This window comes from Streptomyces sp. NPDC014656 (genome assembly GCF_043084305.1).
In the GTDB taxonomy this organism is placed as follows: Bacteria; Actinomycetota; Actinomycetes; order Streptomycetales; family Streptomycetaceae; genus Streptomyces.
Genome location: NZ_JBIBZN010000017.1, coordinates 151,900 through 173,514 on the forward strand (window position 1 = coordinate 151,900; position 21,615 = coordinate 173,514).

The 21,615-nt window shown below is 73.8% G+C and carries 17 protein-coding genes and 1 pseudogene; 8 read left to right on the top strand and 10 right to left on the bottom strand.

Annotated elements, in window-relative coordinates; all coding sequences use genetic code 11:
* The first annotated feature begins 23 nt into the window (after positions 1 to 23).
* Both ACF1ED_RS31280 and ACF1ED_RS31285 read left to right on the top strand, forming a co-directional pair.
* Positions 24 to 566 (top strand): hypothetical protein, encoded by a 543-nt coding sequence (locus tag ACF1ED_RS31280; RefSeq protein ID WP_391766183.1) that lies wholly within the window; start codon positions 24 to 26, stop codon positions 564 to 566.
* 49 nt (positions 567 to 615) lie between these two features.
* Complete coding sequence (locus tag ACF1ED_RS31285; RefSeq protein WP_391766185.1) at positions 616 to 1,380, top strand: hypothetical protein; 765 nt, start codon at positions 616 to 618, stop codon at positions 1,378 to 1,380.
* A gap of 5 nt (positions 1,381 to 1,385) precedes the next feature.
* On the opposite strand, the gene ACF1ED_RS31290 is transcribed toward ACF1ED_RS31285, so the two are convergent.
* Together ACF1ED_RS31290 and ACF1ED_RS31295 are read right to left on the bottom strand one after the other, a co-directional pair.
* Positions 1,386 to 2,171 (bottom strand): putative protein N(5)-glutamine methyltransferase, encoded by a 786-nt coding sequence (locus ACF1ED_RS31290; protein WP_391766187.1) that lies wholly within the window; start codon positions 2,169 to 2,171, stop codon positions 1,386 to 1,388.
* 196 nt (positions 2,172 to 2,367) lie between these two features.
* Positions 2,368 to 2,850 (bottom strand): glutathione peroxidase, encoded by a 483-nt coding sequence (locus tag ACF1ED_RS31295; RefSeq protein ID WP_391766189.1) that lies wholly within the window; start codon positions 2,848 to 2,850, stop codon positions 2,368 to 2,370.
* 38 nt (positions 2,851 to 2,888) lie between these two features.
* Between ACF1ED_RS31295 and ACF1ED_RS31300 the strand changes: the two genes are divergently transcribed.
* Positions 2,889 to 3,107, top strand: a complete 219-nt coding sequence (locus ACF1ED_RS31300) for a DUF6011 domain-containing protein (protein ID WP_391766191.1) — start codon at positions 2,889 to 2,891, stop codon at positions 3,105 to 3,107.
* 22 nt (positions 3,108 to 3,129) lie between these two features.
* On the top strand, positions 3,130 to 3,747 hold the full coding sequence (locus ACF1ED_RS31305; protein WP_391766193.1) for an SMI1/KNR4 family protein: 618 nt from the start codon (positions 3,130 to 3,132) through the stop codon (positions 3,745 to 3,747).
* On the opposite strand, the gene ACF1ED_RS31310 is transcribed toward ACF1ED_RS31305, so the two are convergent.
* A complete protein-coding gene (locus ACF1ED_RS31310) occupies positions 3,744 to 4,469 on the bottom strand; it encodes a hypothetical protein (protein ID WP_391766195.1) in 726 nt (241 codons plus the stop codon). The two genes, ACF1ED_RS31305 and ACF1ED_RS31310, sit on opposite strands and share 4 nt — an antisense overlap.
* Positions 4,470 to 4,624: 155 nt before the next feature.
* On the opposite strand from ACF1ED_RS31310, the gene ACF1ED_RS31315 reads away from it, so the two are divergent.
* Positions 4,625 to 5,695 carry an RNA ligase (ATP) gene (locus ACF1ED_RS31315; protein ID WP_391766197.1) on the top strand — a complete coding sequence of 357 codons (1,071 nt, stop codon included), beginning with the start codon at positions 4,625 to 4,627 and terminating at the stop codon, positions 5,693 to 5,695.
* 9 nt (positions 5,696 to 5,704) lie between these two features.
* Here the strand turns inward: ACF1ED_RS31315 and ACF1ED_RS31320 are convergent, their stop codons facing one another.
* Positions 5,705 to 6,571 (bottom strand): acyl-CoA thioesterase, encoded by an 867-nt coding sequence (locus tag ACF1ED_RS31320; protein ID WP_391766199.1) that lies wholly within the window; start codon positions 6,569 to 6,571, stop codon positions 5,705 to 5,707.
* A 22-nt stretch (positions 6,572 to 6,593) separates the two neighbouring features.
* A complete protein-coding gene (locus ACF1ED_RS31325; RefSeq protein WP_391766201.1) occupies positions 6,594 to 9,107 on the bottom strand; it encodes a DEAD/DEAH box helicase in 2,514 nt (837 codons plus the stop codon).
* 132 nt (positions 9,108 to 9,239) lie between these two features.
* Here ACF1ED_RS31325 and ACF1ED_RS31330 point away from each other — a divergent pair, with 132 nt between their 5' ends.
* Entirely contained in the window at positions 9,240 to 10,031 is a 792-nt protein-coding gene (locus ACF1ED_RS31330; RefSeq protein ID WP_391766203.1) for a metal-dependent hydrolase, read from the top strand.
* 84 nt (positions 10,032 to 10,115) lie between these two features.
* Here the strand turns inward: ACF1ED_RS31330 and ACF1ED_RS31335 are convergent, their stop codons facing one another.
* The 5 genes from ACF1ED_RS31335 to ACF1ED_RS31355 form a co-directional block, all read right to left on the bottom strand.
* A complete protein-coding gene (locus ACF1ED_RS31335) occupies positions 10,116 to 11,897 on the bottom strand; it encodes an ABC transporter ATP-binding protein (protein WP_391766205.1) in 1,782 nt (593 codons plus the stop codon).
* A complete protein-coding gene (locus tag ACF1ED_RS31340) occupies positions 11,894 to 13,693 on the bottom strand; it encodes an ABC transporter transmembrane domain-containing protein (RefSeq protein ID WP_391766207.1) in 1,800 nt (599 codons plus the stop codon). The genes ACF1ED_RS31335 and ACF1ED_RS31340 overlap by 4 nt, the downstream gene beginning before the upstream one ends.
* A 266-nt stretch (positions 13,694 to 13,959) precedes the next feature.
* On the bottom strand, positions 13,960 to 15,366 hold the full coding sequence (locus ACF1ED_RS31345; protein ID WP_391766209.1) for a Gfo/Idh/MocA family protein: 1,407 nt from the start codon (positions 15,364 to 15,366) through the stop codon (positions 13,960 to 13,962).
* 231 nt (positions 15,367 to 15,597) lie between these two features.
* Positions 15,598 to 18,522 (bottom strand): FAD-binding and (Fe-S)-binding domain-containing protein, encoded by a 2,925-nt coding sequence (locus ACF1ED_RS31350; RefSeq protein WP_391766211.1) that lies wholly within the window; start codon positions 18,520 to 18,522, stop codon positions 15,598 to 15,600.
* A 31-nt stretch (positions 18,523 to 18,553) separates the two neighbouring features.
* Positions 18,554 to 19,015 carry a MarR family winged helix-turn-helix transcriptional regulator gene (locus ACF1ED_RS31355; RefSeq protein WP_391766213.1) on the bottom strand — a complete coding sequence of 154 codons (462 nt, stop codon included), beginning with the start codon at positions 19,013 to 19,015 and terminating at the stop codon, positions 18,554 to 18,556.
* 113 nt (positions 19,016 to 19,128) lie between these two features.
* Between ACF1ED_RS31355 and ACF1ED_RS31360 the strand changes: the two genes are divergently transcribed.
* Both ACF1ED_RS31360 and ACF1ED_RS31365 read left to right on the top strand, forming a co-directional pair.
* Positions 19,129 to 20,964: an ABC transporter ATP-binding protein gene (locus ACF1ED_RS31360; RefSeq protein WP_391766215.1), complete on the top strand. Its 1,836-nt coding sequence runs from the start codon at positions 19,129 to 19,131 to the stop codon at positions 20,962 to 20,964.
* A 495-nt stretch (positions 20,965 to 21,459) separates the two neighbouring features.
* Positions 21,460 to 21,615, top strand: a pseudogene (locus ACF1ED_RS31365) (aminodeoxychorismate lyase); the annotation flags it as partial.

The following is a 21,615-nucleotide window of genomic DNA, read 5'->3' on the forward strand; positions in this document are numbered from 1 at the left end:
TGAGCGGGAGACGGGAGCACCCCATGACACGCGCGGTCCGCACTCCGGCCGGTGCCCGGCCGGCCCTGGCCGCGGCCCTCGTGCTCACCCTCGTCGCGGGAGGCTTCGCGGCATGGACCGGCCAGGGCTGGTACGCCGCGGCCCACGACGACACCGCCGCCTACGCCGCCGAACGCGACCGGGCGCTCGCCGCCGGGGAGCAGGCCGTGCAGAACCTCAACACGCTCGACCACCGGCAGGTCGACCGGGGGCTCGACCTCTGGGAGTCCTCCACGACCGGCGAGCTGCACGAGCAACTCGTCGACGGGCGCGAGGAGTTCGCCGGGCAGGTCAAGGCGGCGAAGACGGTGACGACGGCGCGGGTGCTGTCCGGCGCCGTCACCGAGCTCGACGACCGGTCGGGGCGGGCCCGGCTGCTCGTCGCCCTCCGCGTCACCGTCACCACGCCGGACAGCAAGAGCACCGACAAGGACAGCCGCATGCTGGGCGAACTCACCCGCGCCGACGGGCAGTGGAAGCTCAGCGGTCTGGGGCAGGCCCCCGTGGGAGGCACGGCGACCGGCTGACACCCGGCCGTACCGCGAGAGCCGCCAGCACCCGAAAGGACACCGCACCATGCCGACGCCCCGCCACCACCTCAACCGCGAGCGCCGCCGCCAGGCCCGCGCCGAGCAGCCGGCCGCCGAACCCCAGGCCCCTGTCGGCCTCCTGACCGAGCCCGCGCCGGCGCCGCGACGGCGAACGGCGGCGAAGCCCGTACGGGAGGAGCGGGGGCCGCGGGACAAGGAGCACGGGCGCGGGGAGGAGGCGGCGTCCCGGCCGCGCCACCGCGTCCCCCTCCTCGTCCTGTGCGTCCTGACCCTCCTGCTCGGCGGCTTCGCCGGGTGGGCGCAGAGCAGGACGGGCGAACTGCGCGACGACCCGGCGCGCGCGAACACGGCCCTCACGGACCCGGCCCGCACCAGCGAGATCAAGGGACAGACGGCCGTGGCGGTCGCCGCCCTCTTCTCCTACGACCACACGGACGCCGCCGCCTTCGAACGGGCCGGGAAGACCTTCCTCACCGGCAAGGCCGTCGAGCAGCACCGGACGCTCTTCGCCGGGGTGCTGGCGCAGGCCGCCGCGCAGAAGTCGGTGATCACGACGACCGTCACCGACAGCGCGGTCGAGCGGATCGACGGCGACCGCGCCCGCGTGCTGGTCTACGCGGACCAGAGCAGCGTGAGCACGGCCGGCCCCGCGAAGCCGAAGGCGGGCAAGCGGCAGCCGAAGGCCCAGGCCCAGGACCAGGGGGTCTACGCGGGCGCGATGTTCGCCGTGGACGTCGTGCGGCGCGACGGGACCTGGCTGGTCGAGGGCATCGACACCTTCGGCCGCTGAACCGCCTAGGACCGGGTCGCGACCAGGACGGTCGCGTACCGCTCCTCGCAGGTCTCGAACCGGGGCGTCAGCCCGTGCGCGGCGACGGCGTCGGCCGCGGCGCCGGTCTGCCGCTCGCTGGTCTCGACGAAGAGCCGCCCGCCCGGCGCCAGCCAGGCGGGTGCCTCTGCGGCCACCCGGCGCAGCACGTCGAGGCCGTCGGCGCCGCCGTCGAGCGCGACGAGCGGCTCGTGCTCGCGCGCCTCGGGCGGCAGCAGCCCGACCTCCCCGGTCGGTACGTACGGCACGTTGGCCACCAGGATCTCGACGCGCCCGCGCAGCTCGTCCGGCAGCGGCGCGAAGAGGTCGCCCTCGTGGACGCGGCCGCCGCGCGGCTCGACGTTCCGGCGGGCGCAGCGGACGGCCGCGGGCTCGATGTCCGCGGCGTGGACGCGCGCGCCGGGGACGGCCGACAGCAGCACCGCGCCGGCCGCGCCGGAGCCGCAGCACAGGTCGACGCAGAGCGCGCCGGGCGAGGCCAGCGCCACGGCCCGCTCGACGAGGAACTCGGTGCGCCGCCGGGGCACGAAGACGCCGGCGTCGACGGCGATCCGCAGCCCGCCGAACTCGGCCCAGCCGACGACGTGTTCCAACGGGAATCCGGCGGCCCGCCGCTCGACGAGCACATCGAGCCCGGCGGCGTCACGGGCGGCGGAGAAGAGGAGTTCCGCCTCGTCCTCGGCGAAGACGCAGCCGGCGGCGCGGAGCCGGGAGACGGTGGAGCGGAGGGAGGCAGAGGGGTCGAGCGACATGAGAGACCTTCCGGGAAGCCGTGAGGAGGCTCCCGCGGCCGCTACGACCGGACCGGAGGGACGGCCGCCGAGGGGGAGCTTCCTGCCTGCGTGGTGCGGATCGAACCCACCTCCTTCGGTTGCCGTGTGCGGAACCCGATGATCATACCCCAGGGTCGGCGCCGGGCAGCCGCCCGGCGCCGCACCCGCTCGGGGCTCAGCCGAGCAGCGCCTCGATGGCCGCGACGACCTCGGCGGCCTCCGGCTCGGTGCGCGGACGGAAGCGGGTCACGGTGCCGTCGGCGGAGATCAGGAACTTCTCGAAGTTCCACTGCACGTCACCGGCCTCGCCGTCGGCGTCGGGGACCCGCGTCAGCTCGGTGTACAGGGGGTGACGGCCGTCACCGTTGACCTCGGCCTTCTCCAGGAGCGGGAAGGTGACGCCGTACGTCGTCGAGCAGAAGCTCTGGATCTCCTCGGCCGTGCCCGGCTCCTGCCCCAGGAACTGGTTGCACGGCACGCCGACCACGGTGAGCCCCCGCTCCCCGTACGCCTTCTGCAGCCGCTCCAGCCCCTCGTACTGAGGGGTGAGCCCGCACTTGGACGCCACGTTCACGACCAGCACGGCCTTGTCCCGGTAATCGGCCAGGGAGACCGGCTCACCGGCCAGGTTCTTCAGCGGGATGTCGTACAGACTCATGGGGGAGCTCCTCGTCGAGACTAGGCTGTGATGACAACATGAGTGAAGAACCTCTGGCAATCGCGGTCGATTCCGCCCCCGGCGCGTCGCGGCGTCTCGTCCGCTGCCGTCTCTGCGGCCGTCCCCTCACCGGTGCCGGCTCCCGCCGCACCGGTCTCGGCCCCACCTGCGACGCCAAGCTCCACCCCCCGGCGCCCGACATCCGCGCCCGCCGCCACGAGGTGGAGCAGGACACCCTGCCGGGCCTGGACGGCTAGGCTGCCTCTTTTCGGATCTTGCATGATGACCGGCATGAACACGGAATCCTGCGACCCGGCTGAGCTGGCTGCCCTCCGCGAGATCTTCGCGCCCCGTTCCGAAGCGGCGCCGCCGGCCGGCTGGGAGGCGGTGCGGTCCTTCGAGGCGGAGCACGGCATCGTGCTGCCGGAGCCGTACCGCACGTTCGTGGCGGAGGTCTGCGACGGCCTGCGGGCCGGGCCGCCCTACTACGGTCTGCTGCCCTTCGCGCAAACGCCCTCGGACTGGGGCTCCGATCGCCCCGAGCGCCTGCTTGCCGAGCCGTTTCCCCTCACGACGACGTGGATGTGGGAGAACGACGAGGAGGGCGAGGAGGACGAGGAGGCGCTGTCGGAGCAGGAGCTCGAAGCCCGGACGGACGCCGCGTTCGACCACGGCTCCCTGTTGCTGGGCACCGACGGCTGCGGCATGTACTGGCACCTGGTCGTCACCGGCCCGCGGCGCGGGCACGTCTGGCTGATCGACGAGTACGGTGCGATACCCTTCGGCACCTCCTCGATGCCGGGTACGCCTGGTTTCACCGGATGGGTGACCCACTGGGCCCAGGGCCGCTCCTGGTTCGCCGGTGCTCCGGGAGATGATCCGGAAGAAGCGGCCTAGCCGGCCGCGTCGACGAGCGCGGAGTACGCCGGCCACCGCTCCTCCTCCCCGAGCGCCAGCAGCGCGACCTTGCGGGCGAGCAGGGGGTCGGGGTGGCCGGCGAGGCGGGCCGGGGCGTGCTCGACGAGCCAGGCGCGGAGTTCGTCGAGGAGCGACTCGTCCGCCGGCCAGCCGATGACGTGGTCCCGGAGCAGGTCATCGGTCCAGCGGTCCGCGAAGTCCGCCAGGTGCCGGTCCTCGACGCCGCCCGGGGGCGCGGCGGCCCACACGTCGAGCAGCGGGGCGACCGCCTGGTGGAAGTCCACGGACAGCTCCCACACCGCGTTCACGCCCTGCGGCGGTGCCGGATCGGCGAGCGTTTCCCGCCACCACGCGTCGAGGAAGCCCGCGATCGCGGCCGCCTGCTCGGCCGGCCACTCCCGCCAGGCGACCCGGCCGAGCCCGGTGGGCAGGTATCCCATCCCGTCCGCCCGCCCGGCGGCGATACGGGCGAAGACCTCCGGCAGCAGCCGCCGGACCACCGCCGGATGGTCGGGGAAGTGGCCGGGCACCTCGTGGAAGAACGGGCCGAGCAGGCCGTCGCCCAGCGGCGCGCCCGGCACCGCCAGCAGCGCCAGCTGCTCCTCCCCGTAGCAGGAGGCGCATCCGTCGGCGGGAGCCGTCATGCCGCCGAAGACGGCGTCGACGCGGTGGAGGGCGGCGGTCAGTGCGGGAGAGGCCACGGGGTGGTCCTGACGGGACTCCGTCCGGGGCGGCGCCCGGCGAAGATCGCGACGATACCAGCGGCAAAACCGGTGGGCGAGGGGTTTCGCGGACCGTCAGGGTGGGCCCGATGCGAGCGAAACCCGAGCGAGCCCGACCAACGGAGTCCTGAACCATGTCCACCCTGCGCGTCACCGCCGAAGTCCTCACCGTCCATCCCCACCCGAACGCCGACGCCCTCGAACTGGCGCAGGTCGGGCTCTACCGGGCCGTCGTCGCCAAGGGCGCCTACCGGACCGGCGACACCGCCGTGTACATCCCGGAGCAGGCGGTGCTGCCCGCCGGGCTCGTCGCCGAGCTGGGGCTGACCGGGCGGCTGGCCGGGAAGGCGTCGGACCGGGTGAAGGCGGTGCGACTGCGCGGGGAGCTGTCGCAGGGGATCGTCTGCCGGCCGGGCGCGCTCGACGGGGTGGACCTGGAGAAGGCCGCCGCCGAGGGGACCGACTTCGCGGAGGCGCTCGGGATCACCAAGTGGGTGCCGCCGGTGCCGCCGACCATGAGCGGGGACGTGGAGGCGGCTCCCGAGCTGCTGCCGTGGGTCGACATCGAGAACCTGCACCGCTACCCCGGCGTCTTCGAGCCCGGCGAGGCGGTCGTCCTGACCGAGAAGATCCACGGCACGGCCTGCCTGCTGACGCACGTCGCCGGGGAGGGACGGACGTACGTGTCCTCGAAGGGCTTCGGCGCCAAGGGCCTCGCCCTCCAGGAGGACCCGCGCAACCTGTACTGGCGGGCCGTCCACGCGCACGGCCTGCCCGCCGTCGCCGAGCGGCTCGCCGCCCGGCTGGGGGCGACCAGGGTCGGCTTCTTCGGAGAGGTGTACGGCTCCGGCGTCCAGGACCTGGCGTACGGCGCCGACGCCCGCCGCGAGGCCGTCGGCTACGCGCTGTTCGACGTGTCCGCCGAGATCGACGGACAGGTCCGCTGGCTGGACCCGGCCGAGGTCCTGGAGCCGGGCGAGGTCCCCCTCGTGCCCCGGCTGTACGAGGGCCCGTACGACCTGGACACGGTCCTCGCGCACGCGAGCGGCACCGAGACGGTCTCCGGGCGCTCCGCGCACCTGCGGGAGGGCGTGGTCGTGCGGCCGGCCGTCGAGCGGTACAGCCCGGTCACCGGCGGCCGGGCCGTCGCCAAGGCGGTCAGCCCGGCCTACCTGACCCGCAAGGGCGGCACCGAGTACGAGTGACGCGGCCGGTCAGGACAGGGAGCGGAACAGGCCCTCCTGGACCACCGAGACGAGCATCCGGCCCTCCCGGTCGTAGATCCGGCCCCGGGCCAGTCCCCGGCCGCCGGTCGCGACCGGGGACTCCTGCTCGTACAGGAACCACTCGTCGGCCCGGAAGGGGCGGTGGAACCACATCGCGTGGTCCAGGGACGCCATGTCGAAGCCCCGCGGGCCCCAGAGGGGCTCGACGGGGATCCGCACCGCGTCGAGGAGGGTCATGTCGGAGGCGTACGTCACCGCGCAGGTGTGCACCAGCGGGTCGTCGCCCAGCGGCCCGACCGCCCGCATCCACACCGCGCTGCGCGGGTCCGCGTCCTTGACCTCGTCCTTCGTCCAGCGGAGCCGGTCGACGTAGCGGATGTCGAAGGGCATGCGCCGCGCCATCCGCTCCATCGACTCCGGCAGCCCGCCGAGGTGGTCGCGGACCTCGTCCGCCAGCCTCGGCAGGCTCTCCGGGTCCACCAGGTGCCTCGGCGGCAGCTGGTGCTCGAAGCCCGCCTCCTCCGGCAGGTGGAAGGAGGCCGTCAGGTTGAAGATCGTCCGGCCCTCCTGCACGGCCGTGACCCGGCGGGTCGTGAACGACCGCCCGTCCCGCACCCGCTCCACCTGGTAGACGATCGGCACGCCCGGCCGGCCCGGGCGCAGGAAGTAGGCGTGCAGCGAGTGCACCGGCCGGTCCGCGTCCACGGTCCGCCCGGCCGCCACCAGGGCCTGCCCGGCGACCTGACCGCCGAAGACCCGTTGCAGCGACTCCTGCGGGCTGCGCCCGCGGAAGATGTTGACCTCGATCCGCTCCAGGTCGAGCAGGTCCACGAGCCTCTCGGCGGGATTGGTCACGAGCTTCCTCCTCGGGAAGGGTCTACAGCTGTCCGACCGAGGTCACGCGGACGACCGCCCGGCCCTCCTCGTCGGAGGCCGCCAGGTCCACCTCCGCGCCGATGCCCCAGTCGTGGTCGCCGTTCGGGTCGGCGAAGGTCTGCCGGACGCGCCACAGGCCGTGCGCCGCGTCCTCCTCGATCGCGAGCAGCTTCGGGCCGCGCGCGTCCGGGCCGGTGCCCAGGTCGTCGTACTCGTCCCAGTACGCGTCCATCGCCTCGCCCCACGCGTCCGCGTCCCAGCCGGACTCGGCGTCCATCTCGCCCAGCTCGCCGACCTTGTCGAGCGCCGCCAGCTCCACCCGCCGGAACATCGCGTTGCGCACCAGGACGCGGAAGGCGCGCGCGTTGGCCGTGACCGGCTTGACCTGGTCGGCCTTCTCCTGCGCCTCCTCGGCGGTCTGGACCTCCGGGTTGGCCAGCTGCTCCCACTCGTCGAGCAGCGAGGAGTCCACCTGGCGGACCATCTCGCCGAGCCAGGCGATCAGGTCCTCCAGGTCGTCCGTCTTGAGGTCGTCCGGGATGGTGTGGTCGAGCGCCTTGTACGCGCTCGCCAGGTAGCGCAGCACGATGCCCTCGGTCCGGGCCAGCTCGTAGTGGGAGGTGAACTCCGTGAAGGTCATGGCCCGTTCGTACATGTCACGGATGACGGACTTCGGGGACACCGGGTGGTCGCCGACCCACGGGTGCGACTTCCGGTAGACGTTGTACGCGTGCCAGAGCAGCTCCTCCAGCGGCTTCGGGTAGGAGACGTCCTGGAGCCGCTCCATCCGCTCCTCGTACTCGACGCCGTCCGCCTTCATCCGCCCGACGGCCTCGCCGCGCGCCTTGTTCTGCATGGCGGCGAGGATCTGGCGCGGGTCGTCGAGCGTCGACTCGACGACCGAGACCATGTCGAGGGCGTACGAGGGGGACTCCGGGTCGAGCAGGTCGAAGGCGGCCAGCGCGAAGGTCGACAGCGGCTGGTTCAGCGCGAAGTCCTGCTGGAGGTCGACGGTCAGCCGGATGGTGCGGCCCTCGGCGTCCGGGGTGTCCAGCTGCTCCACCACGCCGCCGTCGAGCAGCGAGCGGTAGATCGCGATGGCCCGGCGGATGTGCCGCAGCTGCGCCTTGCGCGGCTCGTGGTTGTCCTCCAGGAGCTTGCGCATCGCCTCGAAGGCGTTCCCCGGGCGGGCGATCACCGAGAGCAGCATGATGTTGGTGACCTTGAAGCGGGAGGTCAGCGGCTCCGGCTCGGCGGTCTGCAGCTTCTCGAAGGTGGTGTCGCTCCAGGCGACGAAGCCCTCGGGGGCCTTCTTGCGGACGACCTTGCGGCGCTTCTTCGGGTCGTCGCCGGCCTTCGCGAGCGCCTTCTCGTTCTCGATGACGTGCTCGGGGGCCTGTGCCACCACGAAGCCGGCGGTGTCGAAGCCGGCCCGGCCGGCCCGGCCGGCGATCTGGTGGAACTCGCGGGCGCGCAGCGTGCGCACCCGGTTGCCGTCGTACTTGGTGAGGGCGGTGAAGAGCACCGTGCGGATGGGCACGTTCACGCCGACGCCGAGGGTGTCCGTCCCGCAGATCACCTTGAGCAGGCCCGCCTGGGCGAGCTTCTCGACGAGCCGCCGGTACTTCGGCAGCATGCCGGCGTGGTGCACGCCGATGCCGTGGCGGACGTAGCGGGAGAGGTTCTGGCCGAACTTGGTGGTGAAGCGGAAGTTGCCGATCAGCTCGGCGATCCGGTCCTTCTCCTCGCGCGTGCACATGTTGATGCTCATCAGCGACTGGGCGCGCTCGACGGCCTGCGCCTGCGTGAAGTGCACGATGTAGACGGGCGCCTGCTTGGTCTCCAGGAGCTCGGTCAGGGTGTCGGTGATGGGCGTGAGCCGGTACTCGTACGAGAGCGGCACCGGCCGGGTCGCCGAACGGACCACCGAGGTCGGCCGGCCGGTGCGCCGGGTCAGGTCCTTCTCGAACATCGACACGTCGCCGAGCGTCGCCGACATGAGGACGAACTGCGCCTGGGGGAGTTCGAGCAGGGGGATCTGCCAGGCCCACCCCCGGTCCGCCTCGGCGTAGAAGTGGAACTCGTCCATGACGACCTGGCCGATGTCGGCGTCCTTGCCGTCGCGCAGCGCGATCGAGGCCAGCACCTCGGCCGTGCAGCAGATGACCGGCGCGTCCGCGTTCACGGAGGCGTCGCCGGTCAGCATGCCGACGTTCTCCGTGCCGAAGATCTTGCACAGGTCGAAGAACTTCTCCGACACCAGCGCCTTGATCGGCGCCGTGTAGAAGGTGACCTGGTCGTTCGCGAGCGCGGTGAAGTGCGCACCGGCCGCCACCAGCGACTTCCCGGACCCGGTGGGGGTCGACAGGATGACGTTCGCCCCCGAGACGACCTCGATCAGCGCCTCCTCCTGTGCCGGGTAGAGCGAGATGCCGCGCTCCTCGGCCCAGGAGGAGAAGGCCTCGAAGAGGGCGTCGGGGTCGGCGGTCGGCGGCAGCTGATCGATAAGGGTCACGTCCCCATCTTGCCTGCATTCCGCCCGGATGAGGGAACCGGCTGTCGAACGCGAAGATCACTCCCGATAGGCTGCCCCGTCGACCGGTCGTCAACTCGGCGCCGGCAGGGGAGAAACGGGGCGACACCGACCATGATGGGACCGGCGCACTCGCTGTCCGGAGCGGCGGCCTGGCTGGGCGTGGGAGCCGCCGCGGCCGCCTTCGACCACCCGATGCCCTGGCCGGTGCTGCTGGTCGGCGCGCTGCTGTGCGCGGGCGCGGCCCTCGCCCCCGACCTGGACCACAAGTCGGCCACCATCTCGCGCGCCTTCGGCCCCGTCTCCCGGGGCCTGTGCGAGATCGTCGACAAGCTGTCGTACGCCGTCTACAAGGCGACCCGCAGCCCCCAGGACCCGCGCCGCTCCGGCGGCCACCGCACCCTCACCCACACCTGGCTGTGGGCGGTGCTCATCGGCGGCGGCTGCTCGGTCGCGGCCGTCACCGGGGGACGCTGGGCGGTCCTCGCGATCCTCTTCGTCCACCTCGTCCTCGCCGTCGAGGGCCTGCTGTGGCGGGCCGCCCGGATGTCCAGCGACGTCCTGGTGTGGCTGCTCGGCGCGACGAGCGCCTGGATCCTCGCCGGGGTCCTCGACCAGCCGGGCAACGGCTCGGACTGGCTCTTCACCGGACCCGGCCAGGAGTACCTGTGGCTGGGCCTGCCGATCGTCCTCGGCGCCCTCGTCCACGACATCGGCGACGCGCTCACCGTCTCCGGCTGCCCGATCCTGTGGCCGATCCCCATCGGCCGCAAGCGCTGGTACCCGATCGGCCCGCCCAAGGGCATGCGCTTCCGGGCCGGCAGCTGGGTCGAGCTGAAGGTCCTCATGCCGGCCTTCATGGTCCTCGGCGGAGTGGGCGGAGCCTCGGCGCTCGGCTTCTTCTAGCCGGTTCCCTCCGGCCGTACGGACACGGGGAGGGGCCGCGCCGGACGTCCGGCGCGGCCCCTCCCCGCATCCCCTCCCCGCGGCCTAGCCGTGCCAGGACCGCCACAGCGCCGCGTACGCGCCGTCCGCCGCGACCAGCTCGTGGTGGCTGCCCAGCTCGCTGATCCGGCCGTTCTCGACCACCGCGATCAGGTCGGCGTCGTGCGCGGTGTGCAGGCGGTGGGCGATCGCCACCACCGTCCGCCCGTCCAGGACCCGCCCGAGCGAGCGCTCCAGATGACGGGCCGCGCGCGGGTCGAGCAGCGAGGTCGCCTCGTCCAGGACCAGCGTGTGCGGATCGGCCAGGACCAGCCGGGCCAGCGCGATCTGCTGCGCCTGCGCCGGGGTCAGCGTCCTGCCGCCCGAGCCGACCTCGGTGTCCAGGCCCGCGTCGAGCCCGCGCGCCCAGCCGTCCGCGTCCACCGCGCCCAGCGCCGTCCACAGCTCCGGGTCCCCGGCCTCCGGGCGGGCCAGCAGCAGGTTGTCGCGGAGGGTGCCGACGAAGACGTGGTGCTCCTGGTTGACGAGCGCCACCTGCTCGCGGACCCGCTCGGCCGGCATCCGCGCCAGCTCGGCCCCGCCGAGCGTGACCGCGCCGGCGCGCGGGCCGTAGATGCCCGCGAGGAGCCGGCCCAGCGTCGACTTGCCCGCGCCGGACGGGCCGACCAGGGCCAGCCGGGTGCCGGGCGCCACCGCGAGCGACACGCCGTGCAGCACGTCCGCGCCCTCCCGGTAGCCGAAGCGCACGTCGGCCGCCTCCACCGAGCGGCCCTCGGGCTCCACCGACCGGTCGCCGGGCTCCGGCTCGATGTCCCGCACGCCCACCAGCCGGGCCAGTGACACCTGCGCGACCTGGAGCTCGTCGTACCAGCGCAGCACGATCCCGATCGGGTCGACCAGCATCTGCGCGAGCAGCGCGCCGGTCGTCAGCTGCCCGACGTCCATCCAGCCCCGGAAGACGCAGACGCCGCCGATGGCGAGCACTCCGCACAGCACCGCCGTGTGCGTCAGGTTGACGACCGGGAAGAGCGTCGCCCGCAGGTAGAGGGTGTACCGCTCCCAGCGGGTCCATTCCCGGATCCGCCGGTCGGAGAGGGCGATCCGGCGCGCGCCCAGGCGGTGCGCCTCGACCGTGCGGCCCGCGTCGACCGTCTCGGCCAGCGCGGCGGCCACCGCCGCGTACCCGGCCGCCTCCGAGCGGTAGGCGGCGGGCGCCCGCCTGAAGTACCAGCGGCAGCCGGCGATCAGCAGCGGCGCGGCGATCACCACGGCCAGGGCGAGCGGCGGCGCCGTGAAGGCGAGCCCGCCGATCAGCAGCCCGGCCCACACCACGCCGATCACCAGCTGCGGCACCGCCTCGCGCATCGCGTTGGCCAGCCGGTCCACGTCGGTGGTGATCCGGGAGAGCAGGTCGCCGGTGCCGGCCCGCTCCAGGACGCCCGGCGGCAGGCCGACGGCGCGGACCAGGAAGTCCTCCCGCAGGTCGGCCAGCATCTCCTCGCCGAGCATCGCCCCGCGCAGCCGGACGAGCCGCACGAAGACCGTCTGCACCACGAGCGCGACGGCGAACAGCGTGACCGCGCTCCCCAGGTGGAGCTCCCGGGCGCCCTCGGCGAGCCGGTCCACCACCTGGCCGAGCACGTAGGGGCCCGCCATGGAGGCGGTCACGGCGACCGCGTTCACGGCGACCAGCAGCGCGAAGGCCGTGCGGTGCCGGCGCAGCAGCTCGCGGACGTAGGCCCGGACGGTCGCGCCGGCGGCGACGGGCAGGGTGGTGGCGGTCGTCGGGGCCGCCGGGTCGTACGCGGGCGGCGCCAGGCCGATCATGCGGTTTCCCCTTCCAGTGCTTCGAGTCCGGCCGCCGGCGTCGCGGCGAGCTCGTCCTCCGTCTCCCGGGTGACGACCGCCCGGTAGCGCGGCTCCTCCGCGAGGAGCTCGCGGTGGGTGCCGTGGGCGACGGCCCGGCCCCCGTCGATCAGGACCACCCGGTCCGCCAGGTCCAGGACCAGCGGCGACGAGGCCAGCACCACGGTGGTCGCCCCCGCGCGCAGCTTGCGGACGCCCGCCGCGACCCGGGCCTCGGTGTGCGAGTCGACCGCCGAGGTCGGCTCGTCGAGGACGAGCACCTCCGGGTCGGCCACCAGGGACCGGGCGAGGGCGAGGCGCTGACGCTGGCCGCCGGAGAGCGAGCGGCCCCGCTCGGTGATCCGGGTCCGCATCGGGTCGCCGTCGGCGTCCACCGACGCCTGCGCGAGGGCGTCGAGCACGTCGTCGCACTGGGCGGCGGCGAGCGCGTCCCCGGGGCGGACCGCGCCGGAGGCGGGCACGTCGAGCAGCTCGTGGAGGGTGCCGGAGAGCAGCACCGGCTCCTTGTCCTGGACGAGGACGGCCGTCCGGGCGGCGTCCAGCGACAGCTCGTCGAGCGGGACCCCGCCGAGGCGTACGGAGACGTGGTCGTCGCCCGGCTCGGCCGGGTGGCCGCCGAGCCGGTCCGCCAGCAGGCCGGCCGCGTCCGGGTCGCCGCACACGACGGCGGTGAGCAGCCCGGCGGGGGCGATGAGCCCGGTGACCGGGTCGTACAGGTCACCGGCCGCCTCGGGGGCCCGGGTCCCGCCGGCCGGCTCGGTGACCCGGCTCAGCGCCAGCACCCGCGCCGCGCGCTTCGCGGAGGGCCGCGAGAAGGCGTACGCCATCGCGATCTCCTCCACGTTCCGCAGCGGATGGTGGGTGAGCGCCACCGCGCCGTAGACGGTGACCAGCGCGCCGACCGTGATCGTGCCGTCGAGCGCGAGCCCGGCCCCGTACGCCACCACGGCGATGAGCAGCAGGCCCGGCAGCAGCACCTGGACGGCGGCGATCAGGGCCCACATGCGGGCGCTGCGCACGGCCGCCCGGCGGACCTCCTGCGAGGCGGCCCGGTAGCGGCCGAGGAAGAGCTCCTCGCCGCCGATGCCGCGCAGCACGCGCAGCCCGGCGACCGTGTCGGAGGCGAGTTCGGTGGCCTTGCCGGCCTTCTCGCGCTGCTCGTCGGCCCGGCGGGTCGCGCGCGGCAGCAGGGGCAGCGCGGCGAGGGCGAGCGCGGGGACGCCCACCGCGACGACGAGGCCGAGCGCCGGTTCGTACACGACGAGCCCGACGCAGACGGCCAGGAGGGTGAGGACGGCGGCGGCGAAGCGCGAGAACGCCTCCACGAACCATCCGATCTTCTCGACGTCGCCCGTCGAGACGGCGACGACCTCTCCGGCCGCGACCCGCCGGGTCAGCAGCGAGCCGAGCTCGGCGGTCCTGCGGGCGAGGAGCTGCTGCACCCGCGCGGCGGCGGTGATCCAGTTGGTGACGGCGGTGCGGTGCAGCATCGTGTCCCCGACGGCGATGCCGAGGCCGAGCGCCGCGACGACGCCGCAGCCGAGGGCGAGCCGCCCGCCGTCGCGGTCGATGACGGCCTGCACGGCGAGGCCGACGCCGACCGGCAGTCCGGCGATGGACAGCTGGAGCACCAATCCCCACAGCAGGGACCGCACCTGTCCGCCGAGCTGCATGCGCCCCAGCCAGATCAGGAACCGGGTGCCGGAGCGGACGTCGGGCACCCCCGGATCGTCGTACGGGAGTTGATGGATCTGCATGACGTCCCCAGGGGTGCTCGGGGGCGGACGGGGGGTGGGCCGGCGCACGCGGGCGCGCGTCGGCGGGGGTCCCGGCGAGGGACCCCGTGGGTACGGACCCCGGGGTGCGGGGTCCGTGCCAGGTTCACCCTCCGCCGGTCCCCGCGGCAACGGATTTTTCGGTTCCCGGGGCCCGTCGCCCGCCTGGCGCGGCCCCGCCGGGGCCCGCCCGCCACCCCTGCCCCGGAGCCCCCGTCACCCCTGCCGTCGCGCCGGGCGGGGCCGCGTCAGGCGGGCCGGGGCGAGTCCATCCCCGAGCGGGCCTCGCGCCACGCGCCGCGCGTGAAGTCGGGGATCTCCTGCGGCGCCCCCTTCGCCTTGATCGAGGCGTGGCTCAGCGGCACCGGGGCCGTCCACGTCGCCGCGTCGTACACGTCGAAGTCGGGCACGAGCCCGAGCCGCATGCACTGCATCAGCCGGAAGACCATGATGTAGTCCATGCCGCCGTGCCCGCCCGGAGGGTTGGCGTGCTCCTTCCACAGCCAGTGGTCGAACTCCTCCGCGTAGGCGGAGAAGTCGGCCCACTGGTCGTTCGTGTGGTCCGGCTCGACGTAGATCCGGGCCGGGTAGTCCTCGAAGACGCCCTTCGTCCCGCCCAGGCTGTTGATCCTGCTGTAGGGGTGCGGCGTGGACACGTCGTGTTCGAGCCGGATGACCCGTCCCTTCGCCGTCTGCACCAGGCTGATGGTCCGGTCGCTCCCGATGTACGACTCCCTCCAGCTGGGGTCGCCCGCCGGCACGTGGGCGGCGCGGTACTCGGCGAGTCCGAGCGCCGGGGTGCCGAAGCTGCTGATGCTGACCGCGCGGTCGCCCCGGTTGAGGTCCATGTAGTTGGCGACCGGGCCGAAGCCGTGGTTGGGGTAGAGGTCGCCGCGCAGCCGGGTGTGCCAGCGCCGCCGCCAGGGCCCCTCGTAGTACGTCGGCGAGAACATCAGGCCGCGCAGGTCGTGGTTGTACGCCCCGGCGCCGTGCAGCAGCTGCCCGAACTTGCCGGCGTGCGCCATCCGCAGGACCCGCAGCTCGTTCCGCCCGTAGCAGCAGTTCTCCAGCTGCATGCAGTGGCGGCGGGTCCGCTCGGAGAGGTCGACCAGCTCCCACAGGTGGGGGAGCTCCATGGCGACCGGACACTCGACGCCGACGTGCTTGCCGTTCAGCATCGCCGCCCGGGCCATCGGGAAGTGCAGCTCCCACGGCGTGGCCACGTAGACGAAGTCGAGGTCGGAGCGGGCGCAGAGCTTCTCGTAGTCGTTCTCGCCGTTGGTGTAGACGGCGGGGGCCGGCTGCCCGGCGGCGACGACCTTCGCGGCGGCCCGTTCGGTCTTGGCGCGCACCGGGTCGCAGACGGCGACGACGCGCACGCCGGGGAGGACCAGGAAGTTGTCGATCATGGAGCCGCCCCGGTTGCCGAGGCCGATGATGCCGACCCGGACGGTGGAGCGGCGCTCGAAGGCGACGCCGGCCATGGTCGCCCCCTGGCGCCGGGGCGCGGTGGCCCCGGCGGGGGCCGCGGCCGGTTCGGCGGCGTGGGCGGTGCCACCGGCGAGGGCGCCGAGGCCGAGGCCCGCGCCGGCCGCTCCGGCGGTGGTCCTGAGGACCGATCGCCGGCTCGGGTCGTGGGGTGACTGCTCGTTCATGGAACCTCCAGAGGCTGTCCGCGCGGCTGGTTCATGAATCCCGCACAGGACCCTGGCCCCTGTGACCGGAGCGCGCAAGGATGCCTGTTTGGACTCCTGCGGCGGGTCGTTGGACTTTACTGTTTCGGATCTTCCACCGGTGCGCGGCACCGAACGGCCGGTAATCGAACATGGGAAGGACCCCTCACCGTCGGGGGTGAGGGGTCCTGTCCCGGATCCGCCGGCGCGGTGTCAGGGGCGGGTCGCGTGCTCCAGGGCGAGCAGCGCCGAGCGGTAACTCCGGCCGGTGGCGCGGTCCATGCCGATCTCGCACATCCGGTTGGCCGAGAGGTGCGCGTCGAAGGGGCGGGCGGTGACCTCGGCGGCCTCGCGGGCCGTCGCCGAGGCCGTCAGCTCGGGGTGGAGCATGCCCCGGTCGCCGGCGAAGGCGCAGCAGCCCGCGTCGACCGGCACGACGACCTCCTCGGCGCAGAACCCGGCGACCGCGGTGAGCCGCTCGGTGACGCCGAGGTGCCGCATCGAGCAGGTGGGGTGGACGACGGCCGAGCCCACCGTCCGGCGGGCCTCCAGGCGGGGGAGGAGTTCGTCCGCTGCCCACACCAGGGAGTCCACCACGGTCAGTTCGGCGTGCAGGGCGCGGTTGTCCTCGGTGAGGTGGGGGACCACCTCGTGGGCGATGCCGAGGGTGCAGGAGGAGGCGTCGACCACGAGCGGCAGCCGGCCGCCCGCCGTCCAGCCCCAGGCGGCCTCCACGATCCGGTTGGCCATCACCTCGTTGCCCGCCTCGTACCCCTTGGAGTGCCAGATGGTGGCGCAGCACGTACCGGCAACGTCCTCGGGGATCCACACGGGCCGCCCCGCCCGGGCCGAGACGGCGACGACGGCCTCCGGGAGGGAGGGGCCGGGGGTCCCGTCCGGATTGCCGAAGATGCGGTTGACGCAGGCCGGGTAGTAGACGGCGGCGGCCGCCGGGCGGTGGGTGCGGGGCAGCCGCCGGGGCGCCGCTCCGGGGATCTCCGGCAGCCACTCCGGTACGAGGTCGGGCCGGACGGCCCTGCGGGCGAGGCCGGTCACCCGCTCCAGGAGGCCGTCGCCCATCCGGTCGGCCGCGCCCACCGCGAGCCGGGCCGAGGCCTCGACGGCACGGAAGTGCTTCGCGGCGAGGGCGGCGATCCGCTCCTCGCGCGGGGAGTGCCGCGCGTGCCGGAAGTCCTTCATCAGGGCGCCGGTGTCGATGCCGACGGGGCAGGCCAGCTTGCAGGTGGAGTCGCCGGCGCAGGTGTCCACGGCGTCGTAGCCGTACGCCTCCAGGAGCCGCTGCTCGACGGGGGAGCCGTCGGCCTGGCGCAGCATCTCGCGGCGCAGCACGATCCGCTGGCGCGGTGTGGTCGTCAGGTCGTGGCTGGGGCAGGTCGGTTCGCAGAAGCCGCACTCGATGCACGGGTCGGCGATCCGCTCCACGGACGGGATGGTCTTCAGGCCGCGCAGATGGGCCTGGGGGTCCCGGTCGAGGACGATCCGGGGGGCGAGGATCCCGTCGGGGTCGATGAGCTCCTTGGTGCGCCACATGAGTTCGGTCGCCTTGGGGCCCCATTCCAGCTCCAGGAAGGGGGCGATGTTGCGGCCGGTGGCGTGCTCCGCCTTCAGGGAGCCGTCGAAGCGTTCGACGGTGAGCTTGCAGAAGTCGGCCATGAAGGAGGCGTACCGCTCGACGTCCGAGGGGTCGGCGGCGTCGAAGGAGAGCAGGAAGTGCAGGTTGCCGTGGGCGGCGTGACCGGCGACGGCCGCGTCGAAGCCGTGCCGGGCCTGGAGGTCGAGCAGTTCGGCGCAGGCCTCGGCGAGCCGGGCCGGGGGCACCGCGAAGTCCTCGGTGATCAGGGTCGTGCCCGGCGGGCGGGAGCCGCCGACGGCCGTCACGAAGGCCTTGCGGGCCTTCCAGTAGCCGCCGATGGCGCGGGCGTCACGGGTGAAGGCGTTGACGGCGGAGGGCACCGGGGTGACCAGGCCGAGCCCGGCCAGGACCTCGCCGGCCGCCCGCTCGTACGCGGCCAGGGCCGGCTCGTCCGGGGCCCGGAACTCGACGAGGAGCGCCGTGGTGTCCTTGGGCAGTTCCGCCCAGTCGGCCGGGACGCCGGGCACCCGCACCGAGGCGCGCAGGGTGTTGCCGTCCATCAGCTCGACGGCGCGCGCCCCGGCCTCGTTGAAGCGGGGCACGGCGGCCGCGGCGGCGGGCAGGCCGGGGAAGAAGAGCAGGGCGGTGGAGACCAGCCGGTCGAGCGGCAGGGTGTCGAAGACGACCTCGGAGAGGAAGCCGAGGGTGCCCTCGGAGCCGACCATCAGGCCCCGCAGGATCTCCACCGGGGTGGTGCCGTCGAGGAAGGCGTCGAGGCGGTAGCCGTTGGTGTTCTTGATCTGGTACTTGGCGCGGATCCGGGCCGTGAGCTCCGCGTCGGCCTCGATCTCGGCCTTGAGCGCGAGCAGCCCCGCGCACAGGCGGGGCTCGGCGCGGGCCAGCTCCTCGTCGGCGGCCGGGTCGGCGGTGTCGACGACGGTGCCGCCCGGCAGCACGAAGGTGAGCGAGGAGACCGTCCGGTACGAGTTCCGGGTGGTGCCGGCGGTCATCCCGGAGGCGTTGTTGGCGACGACCCCGCCGATCGTGCAGGCGACCGCGCTGGCGGGGTCGGGGCCGAGCACCCGTCCGTGGGGCGCGAGGGCCGCGTTGGCGCGGACGACGGTGGTGCCGGGGCGGATCCGGGCCCGGGCGCCGTCGTCCAGGACCTCCACGCCCACCCAGTGGCGGCGGACGTCGACGAGGATGTCCTCGCCCTGCGCCTGCCCGTTGAGACTGGTGCCGGCGGCCCGGAAGACCACTTCGCGGCCCTTGCCGTGCGCGTAGGACAGCACGGCCGAGACGTCGTCGACGTCCTCGGCGACCACCACCACCTGCGGCAGGAAGCGGTAGGGGCTCGCGTCGGAGGCGTACCGCACCAGGTCGGAGACGTCCGAGAGGACCTTCTCGGGGCCGATCAGCGCCGCCAGGTCCTCCCGCAGCCGCCGCGGGGTGCCGCGCGCCTGGAGGTCCGGGACCCGGTCGGGAGCCGGGGTCCGCTTCCGGCCCGGGCTGAGGGCCCGCGGGTTCGGTTCCAGCAGCGGCATGGCACGGCTCCCCTCGGCGCGGGCGCCGGCGTCAGCAGCCGCTCTCCGGGACGGGCCCGGCCAGGGCGGTCAGCAGGCCTCCGAGCACCTCGCGCTGTTCGACGGTCAATGGAGCCAGGATGTCCTCTGCGGCCTCCCGGCGCGCGCTGCGCAGCTCCCGCAGCGTGGCGCGCCCCTCGTCGGTGAGCTCGATCCGCACCACCCGGCGGTTGGTCGGATCGGGCGCCCGGCGCACCCGGCCGGCCGCCTCCAGCCCGTCGACGAGGCTGGTCACGGCGCGCGGGACGACCTCCAGGCGGGCGGCGAGGTCGGCCATCCGGGGCGGGGCGTCGCCGAAGTGCGCGACCAGGCGCAGCAGCCGGGACTGCGCGGGGGTGATGCCGACCGGCTCCAGGTGGCGCTTCTGGATGCGGTGGAGCCGGCGGGTGAGCCGCAGCAGCTGTTCGGCGAGGAGCCCGTCGGGGTCGGGGGCGCTCACGGCGGGGGTGTCCATGAGGGGAACAATATCAGGACCTCGTTCATTGTGAACATAGGTAAGAGTGAGCTACAGTCCGATGTGCATCCTGGGATGTGCTCGCCCTCTGTCTCGCACCCTCGAAGGAGCCCATGCGCCCCCACGACGAGTCCACCTGGACACCTCCGCCGCGCGATCCCGCGCAGCCGAAGGAGCCCGCCCAGCTGCGGCGGATCCTCGGCCTCTTCCGTCCCTACCGCGCCCGCCTCGCGCTCGTCGGCCTGCTGGTCGCCGCCGCCTCGCTGGTCTCGGTCGCCACCCCGTTCCTCCTCAAGGAGATCCTCGACACCGCGATCCCCCAGGGGCGCACCGGGCTGCTCAGCCTGCTCGCCCTCGGCATGATCGTCACCGCCGTCCTGACCGGCGTCTTCGGCGTGCTCCAGACCCTGATCTCCACCACGGTGGGCCAGCGCGTCATGCACGACCTGCGCACCGCCGTCTACGGCCGGCTCCAGCGGATGCCGCTGGCCTTCTTCACCCGGACCAGGACCGGCGAGGTCCAGTCCCGGATCGCCAACGACATCGGCGGCATGCAGGCCACCGTGACCTCCACGGCCACATCCCTGGTCTCCAACCTGACCGCCGTCGTCGCGACCGTGGTCGCCATGCTCGCCCTCGACTGGCGCCTCACCCTCTTCTCCCTCCTCCTGCTCCCCGTCTTCGTCTGGATCAGCCGGCGGGTCGGCGGCGAGCGCAAGCGGATCACCACCCAGCGCCAGAAGCAGATGGCCGCCATGGCGGCGACCGTCACCGAGTCGCTCTCCGTCAGCGGCATCCTGCTCGGCCGCACCATGGGCCGCGCCGACTCGCTGACCGAGTCCTTCGCCCGGGAGTCCGAGCGCCTCGTCGACCTCGAAGTGCGCTCCTCCATGGCCGGACGCTGGCGGATGTCCGTCATCGGCATCGTGATGGCCGCCATGCCCGCCCTGCTCTACTGGGCGGCGGGCCTCGCCGTGCAGGCCGGCGGCGCCGCGATCTCCCTCGGCACCCTGGTCGCCTTCGTCTCGCTCCAGCAGGGCCTCTTCCGGCCCACCGTGAGCCTGCTCTCCACCGGCGTCCAGATGCAGACCTCGCTCGCGCTCTTCCAGCGCATCTTCGAGTACCTCGACCTCCCGGTGGACATCACCGAGCCCGAGGAGCCCGTCCGCATCGGCCCCGTCCGCGGCGAGATCGGCTTCGAGAAGGTCCGCTTCCACTACGACCCCGAGGGCGCGGACCGCCCCACCCTCGACGGCATCGACCTCACGGTGCCCGCCGGCGGCAGTCTCGCCGTCGTCGGCCCCACCGGCTCCGGGAAGTCCACGCTCAGCTACCTCGTGCCCCGGCTCTACGACGTGACCGCCGGCCGGGTCACGCTGGACGGGGTCGACGTCCGCGACCTCGGCTTCGACACCCTCGCCGGCGCGATCGGCGTCGTCTCCCAGGAGACGTACCTCTTCCACGCCTCCGTCGCCGACAACCTGCGCTTCGCGAAGCCGGACGCCACCGACGCGGAGATCGAGGCCGCCGCCCGGGCCGCCCAGATCCACGACCACATCGCCTCGCTGCCCGACGGCTACGACACCCTGGTCGGCGAGCGCGGCTACCGCTTCTCCGGCGGCGAGAAGCAGCGCCTGGCCATCGCCCGCACGATCCTGCGCGACCCGCCGGTGCTCATCCTCGACGAGGCGACCAGCGCCCTCGACACCCGCACTGAGCACGCCGTGCAGCAGGCCATCGACGCCCTCTCCGCGGGCCGCACCACGATCACCATCGCGCACCGCCTCTCGACCGTCCGCGACGCCGACCGGATCGTCGTGCTGGACGCGGGCCGGATCACGGAGAGCGGTTCCCACGAGGAGCTCATGGCCCGGGACGGGGCGTACGCCGCCCTCGTCCGCCGCGACGAACAGGCGAACGTGGGAGCGGTTGTTCCCACGAACGTGTGATCGTTCCGGGATTCGTTGCCCAACTCCCGTACGGGGTCGGATGATTACGGTGCGCAAGTGACGGGCTGCAGACCGCGACTGCGCTGTCCCACGAAACACCTGTACGAGGAGAAGCACCACCATGAACGTCATCACCGATCTGCTCGCCGGCGTCCTCCACTTCCTGGGCTGGCTCGTCTGACGCTCGCAGTTCCCGGCGCCGTCGGTTCCCCGTCCCAGGGGACCGGCGGCGCCGCCGTGTGTCCGGGTCCCGGGAAACCCCGCCCCGCCGGGTTGCGGTGCGGCCGTGCCGCACCGGCCCCCTTCCCCGTACGCGCCCCCCGCCGCCCCCGACTCACCCGCCGGGGCAGGCGGGCCGTCCTCGCCGGCGCCCTGCTCGCCCTCGCCGTGGCGATCGCCCTCCCCCTCCTGCCGCTCCTCTCGCGCGTCGGGCCCGCCCCGCCCGCGCCCCCCACCCTGCTCGTCCCGGAGGGCCTGCGCGCGGCCCAGGTGTACGAGGCCGTCGACCGCGCCCTCCACCCGCCCGCCGGCGACTGGCTCTACTTCGTCACGGTCGCCCCCGGCGACACCCGCTTCGCCGCCGACTGCGCGACCCACCGGGCGAACGTGGCCGAGTTCAACGAGAGGCGGCGGCGGGAGCGGACGGGATAG

Coding starts and splice junctions, on each gene's coding strand:
- ACF1ED_RS31285 (WP_391766185.1), top strand. CDS start 616: ATGCCGACGCCCCGCCACCACCTCAACCGCGAGCGCCGCCGCCAGGCC.
- ACF1ED_RS31335 (WP_391766205.1), bottom strand. CDS start 11,897: ATGATCGGCCTGGCGCCGCCCGCGTACGACCCGGCGGCCCCGACGACC.
- ACF1ED_RS31360 (WP_391766215.1), top strand. CDS start 19,129: ATGCGCCCCCACGACGAGTCCACCTGGACACCTCCGCCGCGCGATCCC.
- ACF1ED_RS31345 (WP_391766209.1), bottom strand. CDS start 15,366: ATGAACGAGCAGTCACCCCACGACCCGAGCCGGCGATCGGTCCTCAGG.
- ACF1ED_RS31305 (WP_391766193.1), top strand. CDS start 3,130: ATGATGACCGGCATGAACACGGAATCCTGCGACCCGGCTGAGCTGGCT.
- ACF1ED_RS31330 (WP_391766203.1), top strand. CDS start 9,240: ATGATGGGACCGGCGCACTCGCTGTCCGGAGCGGCGGCCTGGCTGGGC.
- ACF1ED_RS31340 (WP_391766207.1), bottom strand. CDS start 13,693: ATGCAGATCCATCAACTCCCGTACGACGATCCGGGGGTGCCCGACGTC.
- ACF1ED_RS31355 (WP_391766213.1), bottom strand. CDS start 19,015: ATGGACACCCCCGCCGTGAGCGCCCCCGACCCCGACGGGCTCCTCGCC.
- ACF1ED_RS31290 (WP_391766187.1), bottom strand. CDS start 2,171: ATGTCGCTCGACCCCTCTGCCTCCCTCCGCTCCACCGTCTCCCGGCTC.
- ACF1ED_RS31300 (WP_391766191.1), top strand. CDS start 2,889: ATGAGTGAAGAACCTCTGGCAATCGCGGTCGATTCCGCCCCCGGCGCG.
- ACF1ED_RS31295 (WP_391766189.1), bottom strand. CDS start 2,850: ATGAGTCTGTACGACATCCCGCTGAAGAACCTGGCCGGTGAGCCGGTC.
- ACF1ED_RS31350 (WP_391766211.1), bottom strand. CDS start 18,522: ATGCCGCTGCTGGAACCGAACCCGCGGGCCCTCAGCCCGGGCCGGAAG.
- ACF1ED_RS31280 (WP_391766183.1), top strand. CDS start 24: ATGACACGCGCGGTCCGCACTCCGGCCGGTGCCCGGCCGGCCCTGGCC.
- ACF1ED_RS31315 (WP_391766197.1), top strand. CDS start 4,625: ATGTCCACCCTGCGCGTCACCGCCGAAGTCCTCACCGTCCATCCCCAC.